At 70.0% G+C, this 18,557-nt stretch carries 20 protein-coding genes, 1 tRNA gene and 2 pseudogenes; 7 read left to right on the top strand and 16 right to left on the bottom strand.

Going from position 1 to position 18,557, the window contains the following annotated elements:
* Window positions 1-309 precede the first annotated feature (309 nt).
* The gene (locus tag DVH02_RS12780) at window positions 310-1,728 is read right to left on the bottom strand and encodes a cytochrome P450 (protein WP_114623909.1); all 1,419 of its coding nucleotides are present in this window, start codon (window positions 1,726-1,728) and stop codon (window positions 310-312) included.
* A gap of 739 nt (window positions 1,729-2,467) precedes the next feature.
* Here DVH02_RS12780 and DVH02_RS12775 point away from each other — a divergent pair.
* Together DVH02_RS12775 and DVH02_RS12770 are read left to right on the top strand one after the other, a co-directional pair.
* Window positions 2,468-3,163 (top strand): AfsR/SARP family transcriptional regulator, encoded by a 696-nt coding sequence (locus DVH02_RS12775; protein WP_158575880.1) that lies wholly within the window; start codon window positions 2,468-2,470, stop codon window positions 3,161-3,163.
* A gap of 235 nt (window positions 3,164-3,398) precedes the next feature.
* Window positions 3,399-4,379, top strand: a complete 981-nt coding sequence (locus tag DVH02_RS12770) for an aromatic ring-hydroxylating oxygenase subunit alpha (protein ID WP_158575879.1) — start codon at window positions 3,399-3,401, stop codon at window positions 4,377-4,379.
* Here DVH02_RS12770 and DVH02_RS12765 read toward each other — a convergent pair.
* The 3 genes from DVH02_RS12765 to DVH02_RS12755 all read right to left on the bottom strand — a co-directional run bounded on the left by DVH02_RS12765 (window position 4,343) and on the right by DVH02_RS12755 (window position 5,863).
* Window positions 4,343-5,176 (bottom strand): hypothetical protein, encoded by an 834-nt coding sequence (locus tag DVH02_RS12765; protein ID WP_147286050.1) that lies wholly within the window; start codon window positions 5,174-5,176, stop codon window positions 4,343-4,345. The two genes, DVH02_RS12770 and DVH02_RS12765, sit on opposite strands and share 37 nt — an antisense overlap.
* Window positions 5,152-5,490 (bottom strand): hypothetical protein, encoded by a 339-nt coding sequence (locus tag DVH02_RS12760; RefSeq protein ID WP_233518194.1) that lies wholly within the window; start codon window positions 5,488-5,490, stop codon window positions 5,152-5,154. The genes DVH02_RS12765 and DVH02_RS12760 overlap by 25 nt, the downstream gene beginning before the upstream one ends.
* A 169-nt stretch (window positions 5,491-5,659) precedes the next feature.
* Window positions 5,660-5,863, bottom strand: a complete 204-nt coding sequence (locus DVH02_RS12755) for a hypothetical protein (protein WP_114623905.1) — start codon at window positions 5,861-5,863, stop codon at window positions 5,660-5,662.
* A 232-nt stretch (window positions 5,864-6,095) separates the two neighbouring features.
* Between DVH02_RS12755 and DVH02_RS12750 the strand changes: the two genes are divergently transcribed.
* Window positions 6,096-7,061, top strand: a complete 966-nt coding sequence (locus tag DVH02_RS12750) for a TIGR03557 family F420-dependent LLM class oxidoreductase (RefSeq protein WP_114623904.1) — start codon at window positions 6,096-6,098, stop codon at window positions 7,059-7,061.
* A 20-nt stretch (window positions 7,062-7,081) separates the two neighbouring features.
* Here DVH02_RS12750 and DVH02_RS12745 read toward each other — a convergent pair whose 3' ends face one another.
* Together DVH02_RS12745 and DVH02_RS12740 are read right to left on the bottom strand one after the other, a co-directional pair.
* Complete coding sequence (locus tag DVH02_RS12745; RefSeq protein WP_114623903.1) at window positions 7,082-9,535, bottom strand: phosphoketolase family protein; 2,454 nt, start codon at window positions 9,533-9,535, stop codon at window positions 7,082-7,084.
* 60 nt (window positions 9,536-9,595) lie between these two features.
* Entirely contained in the window at window positions 9,596-10,171 is a 576-nt protein-coding gene (locus DVH02_RS12740; protein ID WP_114623902.1) for a Dps family protein, read from the bottom strand.
* Window positions 10,172-10,385: 214 nt separating this feature from the next.
* Between DVH02_RS12740 and DVH02_RS36055 the strand changes: the two genes are divergently transcribed.
* Window positions 10,386-10,619: a DUF6479 family protein gene (locus tag DVH02_RS36055; RefSeq protein ID WP_325051355.1), complete on the top strand. Its 234-nt coding sequence runs from the start codon at window positions 10,386-10,388 to the stop codon at window positions 10,617-10,619.
* Between the two features lie 178 nt (window positions 10,620-10,797).
* Here the strand turns inward: DVH02_RS36055 and DVH02_RS12730 are convergent, their stop codons facing one another.
* Entirely contained in the window at window positions 10,798-11,184 is a 387-nt protein-coding gene (locus tag DVH02_RS12730; RefSeq protein WP_114623900.1) for a VOC family protein, read from the bottom strand.
* A 151-nt stretch (window positions 11,185-11,335) separates the two neighbouring features.
* On the opposite strand from DVH02_RS12730, the gene DVH02_RS12725 reads away from it, so the two are divergent.
* Window positions 11,336-12,748 (top strand): NADP-dependent succinic semialdehyde dehydrogenase, encoded by a 1,413-nt coding sequence (locus tag DVH02_RS12725; RefSeq protein ID WP_114623899.1) that lies wholly within the window; start codon window positions 11,336-11,338, stop codon window positions 12,746-12,748.
* Window positions 12,749-12,818: 70 nt separating this feature from the next.
* On the opposite strand, the gene DVH02_RS35140 is transcribed toward DVH02_RS12725, so the two are convergent.
* Entirely contained in the window at window positions 12,819-12,974 is a 156-nt protein-coding gene (locus DVH02_RS35140) for a DUF6131 family protein (protein ID WP_233518195.1), read from the bottom strand.
* Between the two features lie 458 nt (window positions 12,975-13,432).
* Window positions 13,433-13,753, bottom strand: a pseudogene (locus tag DVH02_RS12720) (DJ-1/PfpI family protein); the annotation flags it as partial.
* A 143-nt stretch (window positions 13,754-13,896) separates the two neighbouring features.
* Between DVH02_RS12720 and DVH02_RS12710 the strand changes: the two are divergent.
* Complete coding sequence (locus DVH02_RS12710) at window positions 13,897-14,508, top strand: peptidase (RefSeq protein ID WP_114623897.1); 612 nt, start codon at window positions 13,897-13,899, stop codon at window positions 14,506-14,508.
* Window positions 14,509-14,616: 108 nt separating this feature from the next.
* Here DVH02_RS12710 and DVH02_RS35135 read toward each other — a convergent pair whose 3' ends face one another.
* Window positions 14,617-14,766 carry a hypothetical protein gene (locus DVH02_RS35135; RefSeq protein ID WP_158575877.1) on the bottom strand — a complete coding sequence of 50 codons (150 nt, stop codon included), beginning with the start codon at window positions 14,764-14,766 and terminating at the stop codon, window positions 14,617-14,619.
* Between the two features lie 427 nt (window positions 14,767-15,193).
* A tRNA-Pro gene (locus tag DVH02_RS12705) sits at window positions 15,194-15,267 on the bottom strand.
* Window positions 15,268-15,425: 158 nt separating this feature from the next.
* Between DVH02_RS12705 and DVH02_RS12700 the strand changes: the two genes are divergently transcribed.
* On the top strand, window positions 15,426-15,944 hold the full coding sequence (locus tag DVH02_RS12700) for a mycothiol transferase (RefSeq protein ID WP_199566258.1): 519 nt from the start codon (window positions 15,426-15,428) through the stop codon (window positions 15,942-15,944).
* A 52-nt stretch (window positions 15,945-15,996) separates the two neighbouring features.
* Here the strand turns inward: DVH02_RS12700 and DVH02_RS12695 are convergent, their stop codons facing one another.
* The 5 genes and pseudogenes from DVH02_RS12695 to DVH02_RS12675 all read right to left on the bottom strand — a co-directional run.
* Entirely contained in the window at window positions 15,997-16,527 is a 531-nt protein-coding gene (locus DVH02_RS12695; RefSeq protein WP_114623896.1) for a GAF domain-containing protein, read from the bottom strand.
* A gap of 31 nt (window positions 16,528-16,558) precedes the next feature.
* Entirely contained in the window at window positions 16,559-17,221 is a 663-nt protein-coding gene (locus DVH02_RS12690) for a GTP-binding protein (protein ID WP_114623895.1), read from the bottom strand.
* Window positions 17,199-17,570, bottom strand: a complete 372-nt coding sequence (locus DVH02_RS12685) for a DUF742 domain-containing protein (protein WP_114623894.1) — start codon at window positions 17,568-17,570, stop codon at window positions 17,199-17,201. Before DVH02_RS12685 ends, DVH02_RS12690 begins: the two co-directional genes overlap by 23 nt.
* A gap of 2 nt (window positions 17,571-17,572) precedes the next feature.
* The gene (locus DVH02_RS12680; RefSeq protein WP_114623893.1) at window positions 17,573-18,010 is read right to left on the bottom strand and encodes a roadblock/LC7 domain-containing protein; all 438 of its coding nucleotides are present in this window, start codon (window positions 18,008-18,010) and stop codon (window positions 17,573-17,575) included.
* A gap of 7 nt (window positions 18,011-18,017) precedes the next feature.
* Window positions 18,018-18,557: pseudogene (locus DVH02_RS12675) on the bottom strand (hypothetical protein); the annotation flags it as partial.

Below are 18,557 nucleotides of genomic sequence, written 5' to 3'. Positions count from 1 at the left end.
GCGGCGTCGCGGGGCGATGGGCGGCGCCTGGCGGCGTTGTCGTCGGTCCACGACGCTCCGCGTCGCCTCCCTCCTCCGCCTTGCCATGCTTGCCCCTCACCCCGCTCCTTCCTCCACCCCACCTATCCGCGCGGCCTCTTACGCGAAAAAGGACGCCGCCGCGTCGGCGGACATGGGCCGGTGTCCACCCTCGTGAACCCTGGAGGTTTCCTCACTCCAGGGTTCACGGGCGACCTGCGCGATCGGCCTGCGGGTCTCCTCGCGCGGCAGAACCCGCCCCGCCGTCCCAGAAGGATCCGTGCGCTCGCGCTACGACGCGCGCTCCCGAACGGTCCTGGCGCTCAGGCGCATCTTGAGATCACGCGGCCCCATCGAGGTCGTGATAGCCGGATGTTTCTGCCCGGGAACGAGGTCCAGGCGCCAACTGGAGGCGATGTCCGCAAGCGCGAGCACGGCCTCGACGACGGCGAACTGGTCGCCTATGCATTTGCGTGCACCACCGCCGAAGGTGAGATAGGCGCTGTTGCGCGGTGTCGAATGCTGCGTCTCGGCGTCCCAGCGGTCCGGATTGAAGACTTCGGGGTCCGGATAATAGCGTTCCAGGCGGTGCAGAGCGTAAGGACTGTACGCGATGGTCGTCCCGGCCGGGATGTCATGGCCGCCCAGGCGGGTGTCTTCTGTGACGATCCTGGTCCATATCATCCCGGCCGGCGGATAGAGCCGCAGCGTCTCGGTGATGATCTGGTTGGCGATTTTCAGATCGGGCAGGTGGTCGGGGGAGACCGGCCCGCCGTCGAGGACGCGATCGGTCTCGGCCCACAGGCGCTCCTGGACATCCGGATTGCAGGCGATGAGGTACAGCGCCCATGACAGGGAGATCGCCGTCGTCTCCGAACCCGCCACCAGGAAGGTCAGGACCTCGTTGCGGAGTTCGACGCTGTTCAGACGCTCGCTCCGACCGGCGTCTGCCGGGTCGTCGGGGCTGCCCGGGTCGCGGGACGCCAGGAGCGCCGAGAGCAGATCCCCATGGTCCGCCGGGCACATCTCGGCCTTGGCGATGATGTCGGTCACGGTGCCATGGAGCCCGGCCAGAGCCCGCTGATAGCGCCGATTGCCCGGGGTGGGAATCCGCTTCAGCACCTCTGGCGCGAATGCCTGCCGGTACGTCGCGTGTTGCACCACGATGGCGTCGCCGACCAACTGCCGCAGGTCCTCCGGGGGCAGTGTCCCGCCGAGCATCGCCTGCAGCATGTTGTGCATCGTCAGGCTGAGCATTTCCGCCGGCATGTCCAGGACCTGACCAGCACGCCACCGGTCGGTCAGCAGGGTTGTCCCCTCGGTCATCACCCGGGCGTAGCCGGAGAGTCGGCTGCGGCGGAACGCGGGCTGGACCAACCGGCGCTCCCGTCGGTGCATCGCGTGCGGGCAGGTCACCAGACCGTCGCCGAACACCTCCCTGGCCATGTCGAACAGCGGACCGCCCTTGTCGTAGGTGCGATCGTTGAGAAGTATCTGCGAGGTCAGCTCCGGGTCGCAGACCATCACCGCCTTGAGCGGGCCGACACTGACGCGGATCATGTCGCCGTGCTCGGGCAGCGAACGCAGGAATTTCCTCGGATCACGGATTGCCTTCATCGCATGACCCACGAGCGGGAGGCTCCCGGGTGCCAAAGGAACGGTCTCACTGGGATCTGCGGTGGTCTTCTTGCGTGCCAGCACGTTGCGCATGCGATCCTCTCAGGTGCGTCAAGTAACATTCAAGCCCGTCGAAAAGAGGGGCCCTGTTTTATTGATGCAACACAAATGAGCGCCTTTCGCGGCAATCAGATTATCAGCGTGTCCACGACAAGGCGTGATCGCAGCGTGACCTCGCTGGTCAGGACTGCCGCAAAGCCCTCTCCGCGACCGTCGCCGCCGCGCGCCCGTACGCGGCCACCGGCCGGCGGTCCGCGAACGCTCCGACCCACGGCGCCCCTTCGGAACCCGGCGATCAGCGCCTTCCGCACCATCGGCCCCGACCACACCCCCGGCGAGCGCCCCACCCGCCCGCGCGACCTCCCGGGCATCACCCGACGGGCGGCGTCACGAGATCACCGGACTCCGCGACACCCATGGCCGGAGCACGGCCCTCCTGGTGACAATCATTAACAAATGCCGCATACGGCACCCCTGAACATGATCTGTTCACTCCACACAGAAACCACCGTAGGGTCTTGACGGAAACCGCCAAAATAATGAATGAATAGCATCGCGCGTCCGACGGACTGCTACGCTTCATGGCCTCATATTGGCGAGAACTGCCAATCGGACGGGGGCGAAAGTGAAATTCGCAATCCTTGGGCCAGTTACGATGCGCTTTGCGAACGGCGATCCTCTGGAAAATATGAGACCCCGCCAGCGCAGCACCTTAGGCATCCTCTTACTCAATAGCGGTCGCCGCGTCAGTAAGGAATACCTTGCCGACGCGTTGTGGGGCACCGACCTGCCCAGCGATCCGGGTGGCGCGCTTCGGAGCAACCTCTACGGTCTGCGCAAGGCGATTCCGATCGAGGGACGGCTGCGGACGGGCCGTGACGGCTGTGGCCTCGCGCTGCACGAGGGCGACGTGCTGGACCTGCATCGCTTCCAGAGCCTGGCCCAGCAGGCGCGGGCAGCCCAGCTGTTGGGCGACATCGACGGCGCCGCCCGGTTCTCCCAGCGCGCTCTGGACACCTGGGGCGACCCGCCGCTGGCAGACATCCCGGCCACGCCGGTCATGCAGCCCGTCATCTCGGAACTGCTCGAGCACCGCCACGCGGTCCAGGAGTCGCTGGTGGACGCGCGGCTGACCCTCGGCCAGCACCATGAGCTGCTGCCGTTCCTGATGTCGCTCACCACCGCGCAGCCGCTGCGGGAGCGACGGTGGGAGCAGCTCATACTCGCCCTGTACCGGTGCGGCAGGCGGGCGGAGGCGCTGGACACGTTCACGCGGGCGCGGCGGCTTCTCGCCGAGGACTACGGCATCGATCCCGGTGGCCCGCTGCAGCACCTCCAGCGGCTCATCCTGACGGGTGACCCGATGCGGTCCCTGGCACTGCCCCTGCCGCCCCGGCGGGTCCACGCCGACGCCGCGCGCGAGCCGCGCCCGCAGAGGCACGAGGTACCGCGGCCGCCGGCCGGCTGATCCCGGCCGCCCGCACCGCACGGTCATCATCGCCAGAGGGTGTGCTCGAAACCGGTCGAGTGACGCGAAGACATGTCGGTGCGCGGGGAATCCGCGGACCGGCTCCGCCCGGCGGGACGAGGAGGACGATTTGAACAGGCGATCCCCGGCCAGGCTCCGACACCGAGCGCGACCGGGAACGGTTCCGCCGCGGACCGGCCCTGCCCCGGGAGAGGGAGAGGGAGAGGGAGAGCGGGTGCCACTGCCGTACCCGTCGGGATGGTTCTGCCTGGCGCTGTCCCGTGAGGTACCGGCCGGCGCGGTGGTGAACCGGCGCTTCATGGGCCGCGATGTCGTCCTCTACCGCACCAGGGGCGGTGTCCTGCGGGTCGTGGATGCCCACTGCCCCCACCTGGGCGCCCACCTCGGCGCCGGGGGCGTGGTCGATGGCGAGCATCTGGTGTGCCCGTTCCACCGCTTCGCCTTCGACGTCGAGGGATCGTGTGTCAAGGTCCCGGGCGGAGCGCCGCCCGAGGCGGCGCTGGCGCGGTTCACCGTGCGCGAGCGAGGCAAGGTCGTCCTCGTGTGGCACGGCCACGATGCCGCGCCGCCCGCCTGGGAGCCTTCGGAGATCCCGGACGGCAGGTTCACGCCCGCCGCCTCCTGGAGCACACTCCTGACCTCGCACCCGCAGGAGGTCATGGAGAGCTTCGTCGACTACCGGCATCAGTCGGTCGTGCACAACGTTTCCCTTCGCGAGGTGACCCCGCCGGTGGAGGAAGGGCCGTTGCTGCGCATATCCTTCAGCGCCGACATCAGGCTGTCCGTCCGCCTGGCGACCATAACGGTGGAGCAGGGCGTGGCCCTGTCGGGCCTCGGCCTGGCGTCGGGAGAGGTGACGCTGCACCAGATCGGAATGACGTTGGGGATAGTGCTCATGGCGACCCCGGTCGGGCCATGGCAGACGCGCTTGCGTGTAGTCACCACGACAGAGGCCGCTTCGCGCGCGGACTCCCCCCGCCTCCGGAAGGCCGCTTCCATGTCCTGGTCAGCGGTGGCGGGGCAAGCGCTCGTGCGGACCATAGCCCACCAGATGGGCCAGGACGCCAGGATCTGGAACCGGAAGCGGTACGAGCCGAACCCCCGGCTCACCTCCGACGAGGACGCCATCGGCCACTACCGTCGTTGGGCGCGTCAGTTCTATCCCCCGGACACGGGGCCCACCGGAACCTCGTGATCGCCGCCGCCGACCTGTCCGCGATTCGCCCGGATCCACGTTGCTGACCCGCGGAGACACAGACATCCGCGGGCGCCTCTCACAGCGCCCCACCCGCGCGACGGGCGACACGGACGGCAAAAGCCTGCCTCCATCTTGCGGAGGCAGGCTCTGACCTGCGAAAACACCGTCGGGACGACAGGATTTGTGAGGTCTGTCGTCCAGCGTTCCTCCTCGCCGATGAGTGCGGGAAGGGCCGCCAGGAGGGCGGTCAGTGCGCCGGTGAGCTGTACGTCGGCCGCGATCAGGCCGTCGGTCCGATCGGTGGCGAGGTAGAGCCGCATACGGTCCCGGCCGGTGAAGCGGAATCCGCACAGGGCCGGGTCCGGTGGGGTTTCGACGAACGGGAAGGCCAGCGTGCGCAGTACGCGCAGTACCCGGTCCGTATCGGTCGGAGGGTTCGGTGCGAGGGCGGAGGTGTCCACCGTGGTCAGGGGGATGTTCATCACGGACGAGTCGGTGCGGGGGCGGGCGTCGGATACGAGCGCGCGGGTCCAGCCCAGCAGCAGTGGGGCGGTGAGCGGCTCGTCGTCCTCGTCGGACAGTGGGATCTCATAGGCGGTCAGCTCCCCCGGGGCGGTGGCGCCGGCGGCCCCGGTGACGATCCGGACCGCGTGCGGCGTCGGGAGGATGCCCCGCAGGAAGACCGCCCCCACAAGGGGCACCGCGGTGTAGTCGAGAAGGAAACGCGTGAGGTACGCCTGCTGCTCGAACGTGTCCTCGTCGGGGCTGCTCACTCGTTGATCCAGTTCGGGCACTTGTTCATACCTTTGCAGTAGGCCGTGATGACGCCGATCTTCTTCCCCTTGCCCGCCTCGTACTCGCCGTCGGCCGTACGGCGGGAGTACTGCACGATGACGACGATATTGACCAGCTTGGTCTGGTTGCGGGCGACACCGTAGTACTCCAGCCTCTCTCCGCTCTTCTTGTCCACCTTCCCCGCCAGGGCCGCGTCGACCACCCGGCACTTCTTGATGTTGTGCTTGCCCGAGAAGTGGTTCCGGCCGAGGTCGCCGTTGCCGTAGCGCGTGGGGATCACCCGCGCCTCGGGGTCGGTCTGCTCGCACTTCACCTTGCTGTTCCAGTACGTTGCCGCTGACGCCTGGCCGGCGGGGCGCGCGGTGGAAGACGCCTACGACGCCGAGTTCGAGCGCCACCCCTACCGCTGGTAAACCGGCATGTCCCCGGCAACACCAGCGGGCCGCCGTACGGATGCGGTCCGCCCGCGGCTGCGGGTGAGGCTATGCGGCGGGCTCGGCGAAAGCGCCGGTCAGCCGTACGAGGGGTTCGGCGGAGCGGGGGTGGCTGGTGGCCACCGCGTCCCAGCCGTCGATCGCGCACGTCCCCTCCGCCGCGCACGCGGCGGCCACCGCGGCCGTCATCGCGATCCGGTGGTCCCCGTGCGAGTCGACCCGCCCCGGGCGCAGCCGGTCCCCTGGGGTGATGGTGCTGGTACTCGCTCATGCTTGTCGCTTACCCGCTGAGCGCGTCCCCGTGCCGGTCACGGCCGCGCCCTGGGCCGGACGAGGCGGACGTGCTCGGCGGGAACCAGAGCCGGTCCCGCCCACCGCGCTGGTCGCTCCGGCACCACGGGCTCCGGCACCACGGGACGGCATTCGCACGCACCCGTTCGCGGCGAGAGGTTTCCAGTCCGAGTGGATCGGCTAAACGCCTCGCATGGTGCGATTCGGTTACACAATGATGACGGAGCAGGCGGGGCCGCGCGCGCTCGTGGAGCATGTGGTCGGCGCCGAGCGGGCCGGGTTCGATTTCTCGGTGACCTCGGACCACTACTTCCCCTGGCTCGCCTCCCAAGGGCATTCCCCGTACGCCTGGAGCGTGCTGGGAGCGGCGGCCCAGGCCACCTCGCGTATTCCTCTGATGACGTACGTGACCTGTCCGACCAAGCGCTATCATCCGGCGGTCATCGCGCAGAAGGCCGCGACGATGCAGTTGCTGTCCGAAGACCGGTTCCGCCTGGGGCTGGGCTCGGGTGAACAGCTCAACGAGCATGTGGTCGGCGGTGGCTGGCCCTCCGCACGGACCAGGATTGACATGCTCGAAGAGGCGGTGGGGATCATCCGGGCCCTGTTCTTCGGGGACACCGTGAACCACCACGGCGACCACTTCGAAGTGGACAACGCCAAGCTGTGGGATCTCCCGGACGAGCCTCCGCCCCTCGGTATCGCGGTCTCGGGGGAGCGTTCCTGCTCACTCGCCGGGCGGCTGGGCGACCTGGTGATCGCCACCGAGCCGAAGAGGGAGCTGCTCAAGGCTTTCGACGCGCACGGGGGCGTGGGCAAGCCGAAGGTCGGTCAGCTACCCGTCTGCTACGACGCCGACAGAGCGGCGGCCGTCGCCCGCGCGCACGAGCAGTTCCGCTGGTCCGTTGGGCCGTGGCCGGTGAACTCCGAACTGCCGAACCCGGCCGCGTTCGCCGGAGCCACCGGTCATGTGCGCCCGGAGGACATCGCCGAGGCTGTCCCGTGCGGCAGCGACACAGCACAGTTCGTCGAAGCGGTGAAGCCGTACATCGAGGCGGGCTTCACGGAGATCGCCCTGATCCAGATCGGCGGCGGCCATCAGGAGCCGTTCCTCGACTGGTCACGGAAAACGCTGCTGCCCGCCCTGCGCGCCCTCTGAAACGATGGCCGGCGGCCCGGTCAGCCGGACCAGGTCCAGTCGGCCACCTCGGGCAGGTCCGTGCCGTGCTCGCGGATCCAGGCGTGATGGCGGATGCGTACGTCCGCCATGGCCTGCCGGACGGCGACGGCCCGGACGCCGAGCCCCGGCACACGGTCGATCGTGTCCATGACCAGCCGATAGCGGTCGAGGTCGTTGCGCACCACCATGTCGAACGGTGTGGTGGTCGTCCCCTCCTCCTTGTAGCCGCGCACATGAAGATTCGCGTGTCCTTCGCGGCGGTAGGCGAGACGGTGGATCAGCCAGGGGTAGCCGTGGTAGGCGAAGATGACCGGCTTGTCGGTGGTGAACACGGCGTCGTACTCGGAGTCCGTCATCCCGTGCGGGTGCTCCTCGTGCGGCAGGAGCCGGGCCATGTCGACGACGTTCACCACGCGTACGGACAGCTCAGGCAGATGGCGCCGTAGCAGGTCGGCCGCGGCCATGGTTTCCAGCGTGGGCACATCCCCGGCGCAGGCCAGCACGGCATCTGGCTCCCGGGACCCGTCCTCCGTACCGGCCCAGGGCCAGACCCCCGCGCCCCGCGCGCAGTGTGCGCGGGCCTCCTCCAGCGTGAGCCAGTCGAGACCGGGCTGCTTGCCCGCCACGATCACATTGACGTAGTCACGGCTGCGCAGCACGTGATCGGCGACGGCGAGAAGGGTGTTGGTGTCCGGCGGGAGGTAGACACGGACGACCTCGGGGCTCTTGTTCAGGACGTGGTCGACGAAGCCGGGGTCCTGGTGGGAGAAGCCGTTGTGGTCCTGGCGCCAGACGTGAGAGGTCAGCAGGTAGTTGAGGGACGCGATGGGGCGGCGCCAGGAGAGCCGCCGGGAGGTCCGCAGCCACTTGATGTGCTGGTTGACCATCGAGTCGACGATATGGGCGAATGCCTCGTAACTGGAGAACAGCCCGTGCCGGCCGGTGAGCAGATAGCCCTCCAGCCAGCCCTGACAGAGGTGCTCGGACAGCACTTCCATCACCCGGCCGTCGCGGGCGAGGTGCTCGTCCGTGCCGAGTACGTTCGCCTGCCATGCCTTGGACGTGGCGTCGTAGAGCGCCTCCAGCCGGTTCGAGGCGGTCTCGTCGGCGCCCATGACCCGGAAGTCCCGCCGGCCCTTGGTCGCCTCCATGATGTCCTTGAGCAGGAGGCCGAGCACTCGGGTCGGTTCGTGTGAAGCCCTGCCGGGTGCGTCCACGGGCACCGCGTACCGCTCCAGGGGCGGGACCGGTAGCTCCCGCAGCAACAGCCCGCCGTTGGCATAGGGAGTCGCGCCCAGCCTGCGCGCGCCCTCGGGGACGTATTCGCGTACGGAGGGGCGGGGCGCACCCGTCGCGTCGAACAGTTCGTCGGGGCGGTACGAGCGCAGCCATGCCTCCAGCTGACGCAGGTGGTCGGGGTTGTCCCGGACACCGCTCAACGGGACCTGATGCGCGCGCCAGGTCCCCTCCACCGGTTGTCCGTCGACCTCGGCGGGCCCTGTCCACCCCTTGGGTGTACGAAGCACGATCATGGGCCAGGCGGGTCGGCCGGTCTCCTTGCCTTCGCGGGCGGCGTGCTGGATCTCGGCGATACGGTCGGCGGCGCGGTCCATCGCCGAGGCCATGGCGCCGTGGACGGCCGATGGCCGGTCCCCCGTGACGTAGAGGGGTTCGTGTCCGTAGCCGCGCAGCAGGGAGTCGAGTTCGTCCTGCGGCAGTCGGGCGAGCACGGTCGGGTTGGCGATCTTGTACCCGTTGAGGTGCAGGATGGGCAGGACCGCGCCGTCGTGCGCGGGGTCGAGGAACTTGTTCGCGTGCCAGGAACCGGCCAGCGGGCCAGTCTCCGCCTCTCCGTCGCCGATCACGCAGGCGACCAGCAGATCGGGGTGGTCCAGCGCCGCTCCGTAGGCGTGGGCGAGCGAGTAGCCCAGTTCATCGCCTTCGTGGATAGAGCCAGGGGTCTCGGGCGCGACGTGGCTGGGCACGCCTCCGGGGAACGAGAACTGCCGGAACAGCCGTTCCATACCTTCCAGGTCCTGGCTCACGTCCGGATACGTCTCCGAGTACGTACCCTCCAGCCACGAGTTCGCCAGTACGGCGGGCCCCCCGTGGCCGGGGCCCCAGACGCACAGCACATCGATGCCGCGTGTCGTGATGAGCCGGTTGAGATGCGTGTGCACGAGGTTGAGGCCGGGGGAGGTGCCCCAGTGGCCGAGCAGTCGCGGTTTGATGTGTTCCGGCGCCAGCGGCTCCAGGAGCAGCGGGTTCGCCATGAGGTAGATCTGCCCGACGGCCAGGTAGTTCGCCGCGCGCCAGTGCGCGTCGAGAGCCGCCAATTCCCCGGCCGCCAATTCCCCAGCCGCCAATTCCCCGGCCGCCAGCTCCCCGGCCGCCGGTTCTCCCGCGATCGGCCCCGCCGGGGCCTCTTCGCCACTCACACTGCTCTCGCGCATGCTCATCCTCCTGCTGGGGCCCGGAGGCCGGAAGGCCGCGGTTCGGTTACGCGGTTTGCTTCAGGGCCTGCGGAGTGCTTGCGCTCCCGCCGCGGCGGCGGCGTCGACCTCGGTGGCCCGGCCACCGGTGCTCAGCGTGCCGCCCGCGCTCTCCAGATGCGCCCTGATGAACCACTGGAACAGTTCGAGGCCGCGCAGGTGCTGGATCAGCATGTCCTGGGTGACCGGATCCAGCTTGGCGACCGCGTCGGCCGCGCGTCGGTGATCGGCGATGATGCCCGAGTAGACGATGTCCAGGGCTCCGAGATGCTCGATGGCCTCCGCCCGGCCGACCGCGTAGTCGTCCCAGCCACGCTCACTCACCAGGGCACCCGGCGTCCCGGCGGGCGAGCCGCCCAGGGTGGAGATGCGCTCGGCGATCTCGTCCACCATGCCGCGGACGGCGTCCACCTGCGGGTCCAGCATCTCGTGCACCGCGATGAAGTGCGGCCCGACGACGTTCCAGTGCACATGCTTGAGGGTCAGGGCGAGATCGTTGAGGGCGTGCAGCCGCATCCTGAGCGACTGGATGGTCTCCCCGCCCTCCGAGGCCGTCATACCGGGCACGGTGTACTGCGGATCACTCTGCGATGACATGAGGTTTCCTCTCTGGTCGGCCTCATCCGCTTCGCCCCATCGGGTACCACCGGGCCGCTCGCCCAAACACGGCCCCGGTACGGGCCCGGCCGCCCTGCTCCCACTTCACGCGCAGGCACCGGGACACGCCACAGGGAGGCGGCCGTACGAGTCGGCGTGGGATGCGAGCCGGTCGCGGGAGGGTGGATGAGACTTCGCGGGGTACGCGGCCGTCATGAGCAGTGACACAAGTGACACGCCGGCAGTGATGTACGCCGCGTCACCCGGGGCCGCGGCTCTCCTTCCCCTCGTCTTCGGCCTCATCGTCGTCGGCGTCCTCATCGCCGGGTTCGTGTTCGGCCGGCGCATCCTGGCCCGGGAGCCCCGCCGCCCCCTGCCGGAGGAACAGCCCAAACGGCCTCCGGACCGTCCTACCCGAGAGGACTCCGAGCCGCCCGAAGAGCGGTAGGACGGGCCGGGCGTCTCTTTTCCCCAACGGTCACCGTCGGGGAAAAGAGACGCCCGGTTGACGCAGAGGCCGGAACGCGCCACCGCTCCACGGTGCAGGGGCTTCAAGGGAACCCGGACGTACGCCCACCGCCACATCAGGACGGGCGGTGGCCAGGGCTGGCTTGGACGCCGTCAGGTCAGGACGGCGTCAGGACGGCCAAGGTGAAGGAGTGTCCGGCCGGGTCCGAGTAGAGCCGGGTGTCCCGCGGACCCCCGTTGTCCTTGGTGTCCAGGGGCCGTGCGCCGAGAGCGATCAGCTCACGCTCCGCCTCGTCGATCTCCCCCCGCGACACCAGGATCCGCAGGTGCGCCTGCTGCGAACTCTCGGGCCGTGGCCAGCTCGCCGGCGCGTAGCCATGGTCCCGCCGTACCGCGAGATGGACCCCGGCATTGCCGACGATCTCCAAGAAGTCCGGATCCGCTCCCACGCGGACCTCCGCGTCGAGGAGGGACGCGTAGAACTCCGCCAGTTCGACGGGTTCGGCACAGTCAAGGACGAGAACACTGGTCTTCGCGACGGTCATGCAACTGCGCGTACCCCCGGCTGTCGCCCGCACGCGTGGTGCTGTGCGTGGTTCGTCCGCAGTCGGCCGGGCAGGCACCCACCCGCCGTGTTGCGGGCGGTGGCGGTGCGAGGAAGGGTCGGAAGCGTTCATACGAGGAGGAGAGATCACTATGCCCATCGCGACGGTGAACCCCGCCAGCGGCGAGACCCTCAAGACCTTCGACGCACTGGGAGCGGAGGCGATCGAGCACCGCATCGCGGCTGCCGCCGACAGGTTCCGGCAGTATCGCCTCACCGGTTTCGGCGAACGGGCGAGGCTGCTGCGCGGCGCCGCTGATCTGCTGGAGCGGGACGCACCGGACATCGCCCGCACGATGACCACCGAAATGGGCAAACCCGTCGCACAGGCCCGCGCGGAGGCCCTCAAGTGCGTCAAGGCGATGCGCTGGTACGCGGAGCGCGCCGAGGCGCTCCTCGCGGACGAGCACCCCGCGGAAGCCGATGTCGCGGACTCGGGCGCCGCCCACGCGCGGGTGCGCTACCGACCGCTCGGTGTGGTGCTCGCGGTGATGCCGTGGAACTTTCCCCTCTGGCAAGTCGTACGGTTCGCCGCGCCGGCGCTGATGGCGGGCAACGTGGGCCTGCTCAAGCATGCCTCGAACGTTCCGCAGACCGCGCTCTACCTGGAGGAACTCTTCCGCGGGGCGGGGTACCCGGAGGGCTGCTTCCAGACCCTGCTGGTGGGCTCCGACGCGATCGAGGCCATCCTGCGCGACAGCCGGGTGGCCGCCGCGACCCTCACCGGCAGCGAGCCGGCCGGCCGCTCGGTCGCCGCGATCGCCGGCGACGAGATCAAGAAGACCGTCCTGGAGCTGGGCGGCAGCGATCCGTACGTGGTCATGCCCTCGGCAGACGTGGAGCGGGCGGCACGGACAGCGGTGACGGCCCGGGTGCAGAACAACGGCCAGTCGTGCATCGCCGCCAAACGGTTCATCGTGCACGAGGACGTCTACGACGCGTTCGCCGAACGGTTCACAGCAGGAGTACGCGAGCTGACCGTCGGGGACCCGCTGGACGAGTCCACCGACGTCGGACCGCTCTCCAGCGAACAGGGCCGCGCCGACCTGGAGGAACTGGTCGGCGACGCCATGAGCCGGGGAGCGACCGCGCTGTGCGGAGGAGCCCGGCCCGAGGGCTACGAGCGGGGCTGGTTCTTCACACCGACGGTGCTCGCCGGTGTCACGGACGCGATGCGCGTCCACACCGAGGAGACATTCGGTCCGGTGGCCACGTTGTACCGGGTCAGTGGCGTGGAGGAGGCCATCGCCCTTGCGAACGCCACGCCCTTCGGGCTGAGTTCCAACGTATGGACGCGCGACGAGGAGGAGATGCGGCGATTCGTCCGGGACATGGAAGCGGGCGGTGTGTTCTTCAACGGAATGACGGCCTCGCACCCGGCTCTGCCCTTCGGCGGTGTGAAGCGCTCGGGGTACGGCCGGGAACTGGCGGGGCACGGGATCAAGGAATTCTGCAACGCCACCACCGTATGGCTCGGCGCGGAGCCGGACGCCACGACCTCGTAGTGCGCCCGCCTCTCCGGCCCCCGGCAGCCCGCCGACGCTGCCGGGTGTCAGCGAGTGAGGCCCAAGCGCCTCACCAGTAATGCCGCCTGCCGCCCACAGCGTGCCCCAGGGCGCCCAGCACCCACAGGATCGCACCGATCGCGACGAGGACGATGCCGATCGTCCACAGAACGGAAATGCTGGTGACAAAACCGACCACAAGCAGAATGATGCCAAGGACGACCATCACGCGCTCCCCTCGTCATTCACACTCCTCCAGCTTGCGCGCGACCTGCCTTTTCCGCGACCTCGAGCGCTCACCCTCCGAGGGGCAAGAGCGGCGTTCGGCGGCAGATGGATCACTCGGCCCGCTGCGGTTCATCCGCGTCCGTGCCCGGGGAAGACCGTTCCCGTGTCGCCTTCTGCCGCGCCGACTCGGTGGGGATGGTGTCGGGGCCGCTCCGGGCGATGCCACATGCAGGAGATGACCGCAGTCGGTGCGGCTCCCCCGGCCCGCTCGAAGAGCGGCGTTCCGTACCCGACTGTGTCGACCGTCGAACTGAGGGGCCTGCACCACGTGTTCCTCGGCTCGCCGCGCACAGAGGCTCGGATTCGGATGGGTGGTGGCCTCGCTGCCCTGACCTGCCGCAACCGCTCCGGGGCGGGGCTCCGACGTCCGGGGCTCTCCCGAGCAGTAGGGCCCGGTCAGGCGCCGAATTCCTTGCGGAACGCGTGGGAGAAGGCGCTGAGGTCGTCCGGCTTGCGGCTGGTGATCAGGGTGCTGGGAGCGGCGGTACAGATCTTGACCTGTTCGTCGACCCAGGTGGCTCCGGCGTTACGGAGGTCCGTTCGCAGGGAGGGTCAGGACGTCAGCGTCCTGCCGCGCACCACATCGGCCTCGATCAGCGTCCAGGGCGCGTGACAGATCGCCGCCACCGGCCTGCCGGCCTGGAAGAAGCCCTTGCCGAAGGCGACGGCCGCCCCGTTCGCGTTCCGGCACCCGAAGGGGGTGGCCGAACCGAGTGGCGCCTGCGCCCTGGCCGCCGTCCTTGCGGGGCTCGTCCCCCACGAGTCGGGGATGATCGGGGTGGTGATCTCCGGCGGCGGCGTGGACCTTCCCACCTTCCACCGGCTGATCAGCCAGGCCGCCCACCGGAAGGAACCCGCCCGTGTCTGACGACCGCCCGTTCCCCACGATCACGCAGTACGCCAGCGCGGACCTCATCGCCGCGTTCGCCTACGAGGGCCGCGCCCACGACGACGATCCCCGCTGGGCGGAATCCGGCGCCCCCGACATCGCGACCTACGGCCGGTGGTCCGGCCACATGTGCGGCATCGCCTGCCTGCGCATGGCACTCCTCGCCCGGACCGGTGAGGCACCCACCATGTTCGAGCTCCTCGACGGAGCCCGGAAGTACGCGGCCTACACCGAGGACCCCGACACCGGAGCGATCCGCGGCCTCATCTACGCCCCGTTCGTCGAGTACGTGCTGGACGTCCACCCGCTGGCCGCCGAGGTCCACCCCACCCTGACCGTGCCCGGCCTCCTCGACCTCCTTGGCGACGGCCGGCTGGTGATGGCCTCCGTACACAAGGAGATCCGCCGCCCGCAGAACCCCGCCCCCGGCAAGGGCGGGCACCTTGTCCTCGTCACCGGCCGCCAAGGCGACACGGTGCACTTCCGCAACCCGTCCGGACACACCGGGCAGGCCCGTACCGCGAGCCTGCCCGCGGCCGAGTTCGCCGAGTTCTTCGGCGGCCGCGGCGTGTCCCTGACCTGACATTGCGGGCACCGCTGCCCCACGCCCCGGGCCGGGGACAGGATGTGACGGACCCGGCCCGGTAGGCCGTACAGCGCTGGCACCGGCTCCCGCTCCGGCGGAGCGACTTCAGCCCACCGCTGCCGTACCGTCCGGCTCCCCGGTGGGAGCGGCCCGGCGCCAGGGCAGCTTGTACGCGCCGCCGCAGATCTGGCACTGCGCGAGGTAGGTGCGACATCCCGTGAGTTCCTCTGTGCCCCGCTGAGTGCTTGCCGACATCAAGTGGGACCTGGGCCGCTTCGGCAAGCTCCATGTCCGCCACGGCAAAGGCGCCCGCGGCTCGGGCCCGCGCGAGCGGATGGTGCCGCTGATCAACGGCGCCGACCGCACGCCGCGGTGGTTCATCGAAGACGTGTGGGGCCAGTTCGACGACGACCACACCCGCCCCGCCGCCCCTCTGTTCCCCTCCGAGCGCAAGAACACCGACAGCTCCTCGCGCCGCGTCGGCGACGACCCCTTGCGCAACGGTCTGGCCACCACGGCGAAAGCCCATCTGCCCGGCTGGGCCGACACTCTGACTCCGCACGTCCTGCGGCACTTCTTGGACGCCGCCGCTAGACCCATTGGTCCCCAATCGGTCCCCAAGAGACACGGAAAAGCGGTACCGGAATTCTCCGATACCGCCTACGACCTGCGTAAATACAAGTCGGGACGACAGGATTTGAACCTGCGACCCCTTGACCCCCAGTCAAGTGCGCTACCAAGCTGCGCCACGTCCCGATGCTCGTCTGACCTGCGGTTTCCCCGGTCCGAACGCGCATGAGAACAATACCGCACTCCGGGCGGTGATCACGAACCGCTTATCGGGCGTGCCCGGACGGCCGGGACGGGGGACCCTGGAGATCCGTCCCGTCCCCGCCCCACGTGAGGAGCCCGTCATGACCGCCAGCGGTGACCTGCTGACCGACGCCTTCGGCCGGATCCGCGAGATCGTCCACGAGGCGGTGGACGGCCTCTCCCCCGACGAGCTGGCCGTACGCGTCGACGAGGGCGCCAACTCCATCGCCTGGCTCGTCTGGCATCTCACCCGGGTCCAGGACGACCACGTCGCGGACGCGGCGGGGACGGAGGAGGTCTGGATCGCGCAGGAGTGGTCGGAGCGGTTCGCGCTGCCGTTCCCTTCCGGCGCCACGGGGTACGGTCACCGGGCCGAGGACATCGCCGCGCTCGGCGGCAGCGGTATCGGGGCCGAGCTGCTGGCCGGGTACCACGACGCCGTGCACGAGCGGACGGTCGCCTATCTCGGCACGCTGGACGACGCGGATCTGGAGCGGGTCGTCGACGACGCGTGGACCCCGCCGGTGACTCTCGGTGTACGGCTGGTCAGCGTCGTCTCGGACGACCTCCAGCACGCCGGGCAGGCCGCGTTCGTCAGGGGCTGGCTGGAGCGTCCCTGAGGGACGGCCGCCCAGGGACGCTCCGAGGGGCGGAGCCGGCCTCCCGGCCCTCTCAGTGAGCGCCGGCCTCCCGGCGGGAGATCTCCGTCATGAGCCGCGCGGCGAACGCCTTGATGGTCTCCAGCCCGGTCCGCCCCCAGCGCCGCGGCTCGGTGTCCGCGACGCAGACGGTGCCCAGCGCCAGACCCGTACGGTCGATGAGCGGGGCGCCGAGGTAGGAGCGGACGCCGATCTCGTCCACCAGGGCGTTCCCGGCGAACCTAGGGAAGTCCCGCACGTCCTCCAGGACCAGCGCCTTGCGCCGTACGACCACATAGGGGCAGTAGCCGTGGTCCCTGGCCATGAAACGCTCGCCCGGGTCGCCAGGCGGCGCGTGCAGTCCCGCGAAGAACTGGCGGTGCTCGTCGATGAAGTTGACCATCGCGTACGCAGCGCCGGTCATCCGGGCCAGCTCATCGGCGAAGGCGTCGAGGGCCGGTTCCGGCCGCTGCCCGAGGCCGAGTCCGCGCAGCCGCAGCGTCCGCTCGGGCGCCTCCCGGTCGACCGGGGTGAGCAGCAGACGGCCGATCGGGTCGTACGTCATGGGCGGGCTCCGTCGGTCGGGGATATCAGGGTCATCCGGCGTTCTCCGGTACGGGTGGCAGCGGCGGGGACGAGGTGATCAGGTGTTGGACGAGCGTCACCAGGGTCTGGATGCCCGAGCTGGCGATCCGCGCGTCGCAGAGCACGATCGGCACCTCCGGCTTGAGGTCTATCGCGGCCCGCACCTCCTCCGGTTCGTAGCGGTACGAGCCGTCGAACTCGTTGACGGCGACGACGAATCCGATACCGCGCTGCTCGAAGAAGTCCACGGCGGAGAAGGAGTATGCGAGCCGCCGGGTGTCGGCCAGCACGATCGCGCCGAGCGCGCCCCGCGACAGCTCGTCCCACATGAACCAGAAGCGCTCCTGGCCGGGGGTGCCGAAGAGATAGAGCACGTGCCGCTCGTCCAGCGTCAGCCGGCCGAAGTCCATCGCGACCGTCGTGGAGGTCTTGGCCTCGACCCCCGTCAGATCGTCGGTGGCGGCGCTGACCTGGGTCAGCAGCTCCTCGGTGCTCAGCGGGGCGATCTCGCTGACCGCTCCGACGAATGTCGTCTTGCCGACCCCGAACCCGCCCGCGACCAGGACCTTCAGCGCGGTCGGGAACGGCTCGGGCCCGGGTACGGGTACGGGTACGGGTACGGGCGGGACGGTATCCGGACGGAACAGGCGGTCAGAGCTGTCGTCGTAGGCCATCGAGCACTGCCTCCAGCAGGAAACGGTCGGTGGGGTTGTCGAAGCTGTCCGGTGGCCGGGCGGCGATCGCCCCGCAGTCCACCAGATCGGAGAGCAGGACCTTGGTGACCGTCGCGGGCAGCCGCAGGTGCGCCGCGATCTCCGCCACCGAGGTCGGCCCCTGGCAGAGTCCGACGGCCTGGGCGTGCTCGGGGCCCAGATGCGCCTCGGGCACCGACCCCGTGGACATCACCAGCGTCAGCAGATCGAGCGCCGTGGTCGGCCGGGTCCGGCCGCCGCTGACGGTGTACGGGCGGATGAGCCGCCCGGCCGCGTCGTCGAGCCACGGCCCCTCCGTCGAGAGCGGCACGGTCAGCGGGCCTCGGCGCCCGGTGCGGTACCGGCGCCCTGTCGCAGGGGTGTGACCAGATACGGCCGGACGCTCTTGACGAGCATCGCCATCTCGTAACCGAGCACCGCCGCGTCCGCCTCGCGGCCCGCGAGCACGGCGAGACAGGTGCCGGAGCCTGCCGTGGAGACGAAGAGCAGGGTCGAGTCCAGCTCCACGACGACCTGGCGGACCTCGCCGCCGTCGCCGAAGCGCGCCCCGGCGCTGCGGCCCAGGGAGTACAGGCCGGAGGCCAGGGCCGCCATGTGGTCGGCGCTGTCGGCGTCCATGCCGTGCATGGACCTGACCAGACCGTCGGAGGAGAGCAGCACGGCACTGCGGGTATAGGGGACTCGCTGGACCAGACCGCTCAACAGCCAGTCGAGGTCCGAGACATGGCCGGTGGGCACGTCGCTCGCCATGGTTCATCTACTCCTTCGAAGTGGGGGTGGTGTCGTGGCGCTGCGGTTGCGGCGGAGCGTCCGCGGGTCGGTCGTCGAGCGGGTCGGCCTGGGAGGCGGACGTGGCATCGGGGGCCGGCTGGGACTCGGCGAGGCCGATGCCCCGCTGGAAGGCGGCCATCAGGCCGGGGTCGTGGAGGACCGGTTCGGTGGGCCTGGGCGGGGCGGGGGCGTCCCTGAGCTGCGGTACGAGGTGCTCCTGGCCTCGGCGCCGGGGCAGCTGGGGCTTGCTCCCGGCGGTGTGGATCGTGCCGTCCGCCGCCATGGCCCCGTCGTCCCCGGCGGGCGCGGGCGCGGGGGCGGCGGGCTGCCGGGGCGGGGGGACGGGGCCGGGGGCGAGGCCGGGCTCGGGCTCGGGGCGCCGGTCGGCGTGCCGGGGGCCGGGACGCCGGTCGTGGGCGCCCCGGACGGGCAGCGGGGCGGGGGCGCCGGGCTGGGCGGCGCCGTTCTCGGAGGACTGGGAGTGGGGCTGCCGCTCGTACATCTGGGGCTGCTGCGGCTGCGGCTG

The sequence above is a fragment of the Streptomyces corynorhini genome (genome assembly GCF_003346515.1).
Classification (GTDB): domain Bacteria; phylum Actinomycetota; class Actinomycetes; order Streptomycetales; family Streptomycetaceae; genus Streptomyces; species Streptomyces corynorhini.
Note: the sequence above shows the minus strand (reverse complement) of the source record. Positions and strands in the feature narration are given on the sequence as shown.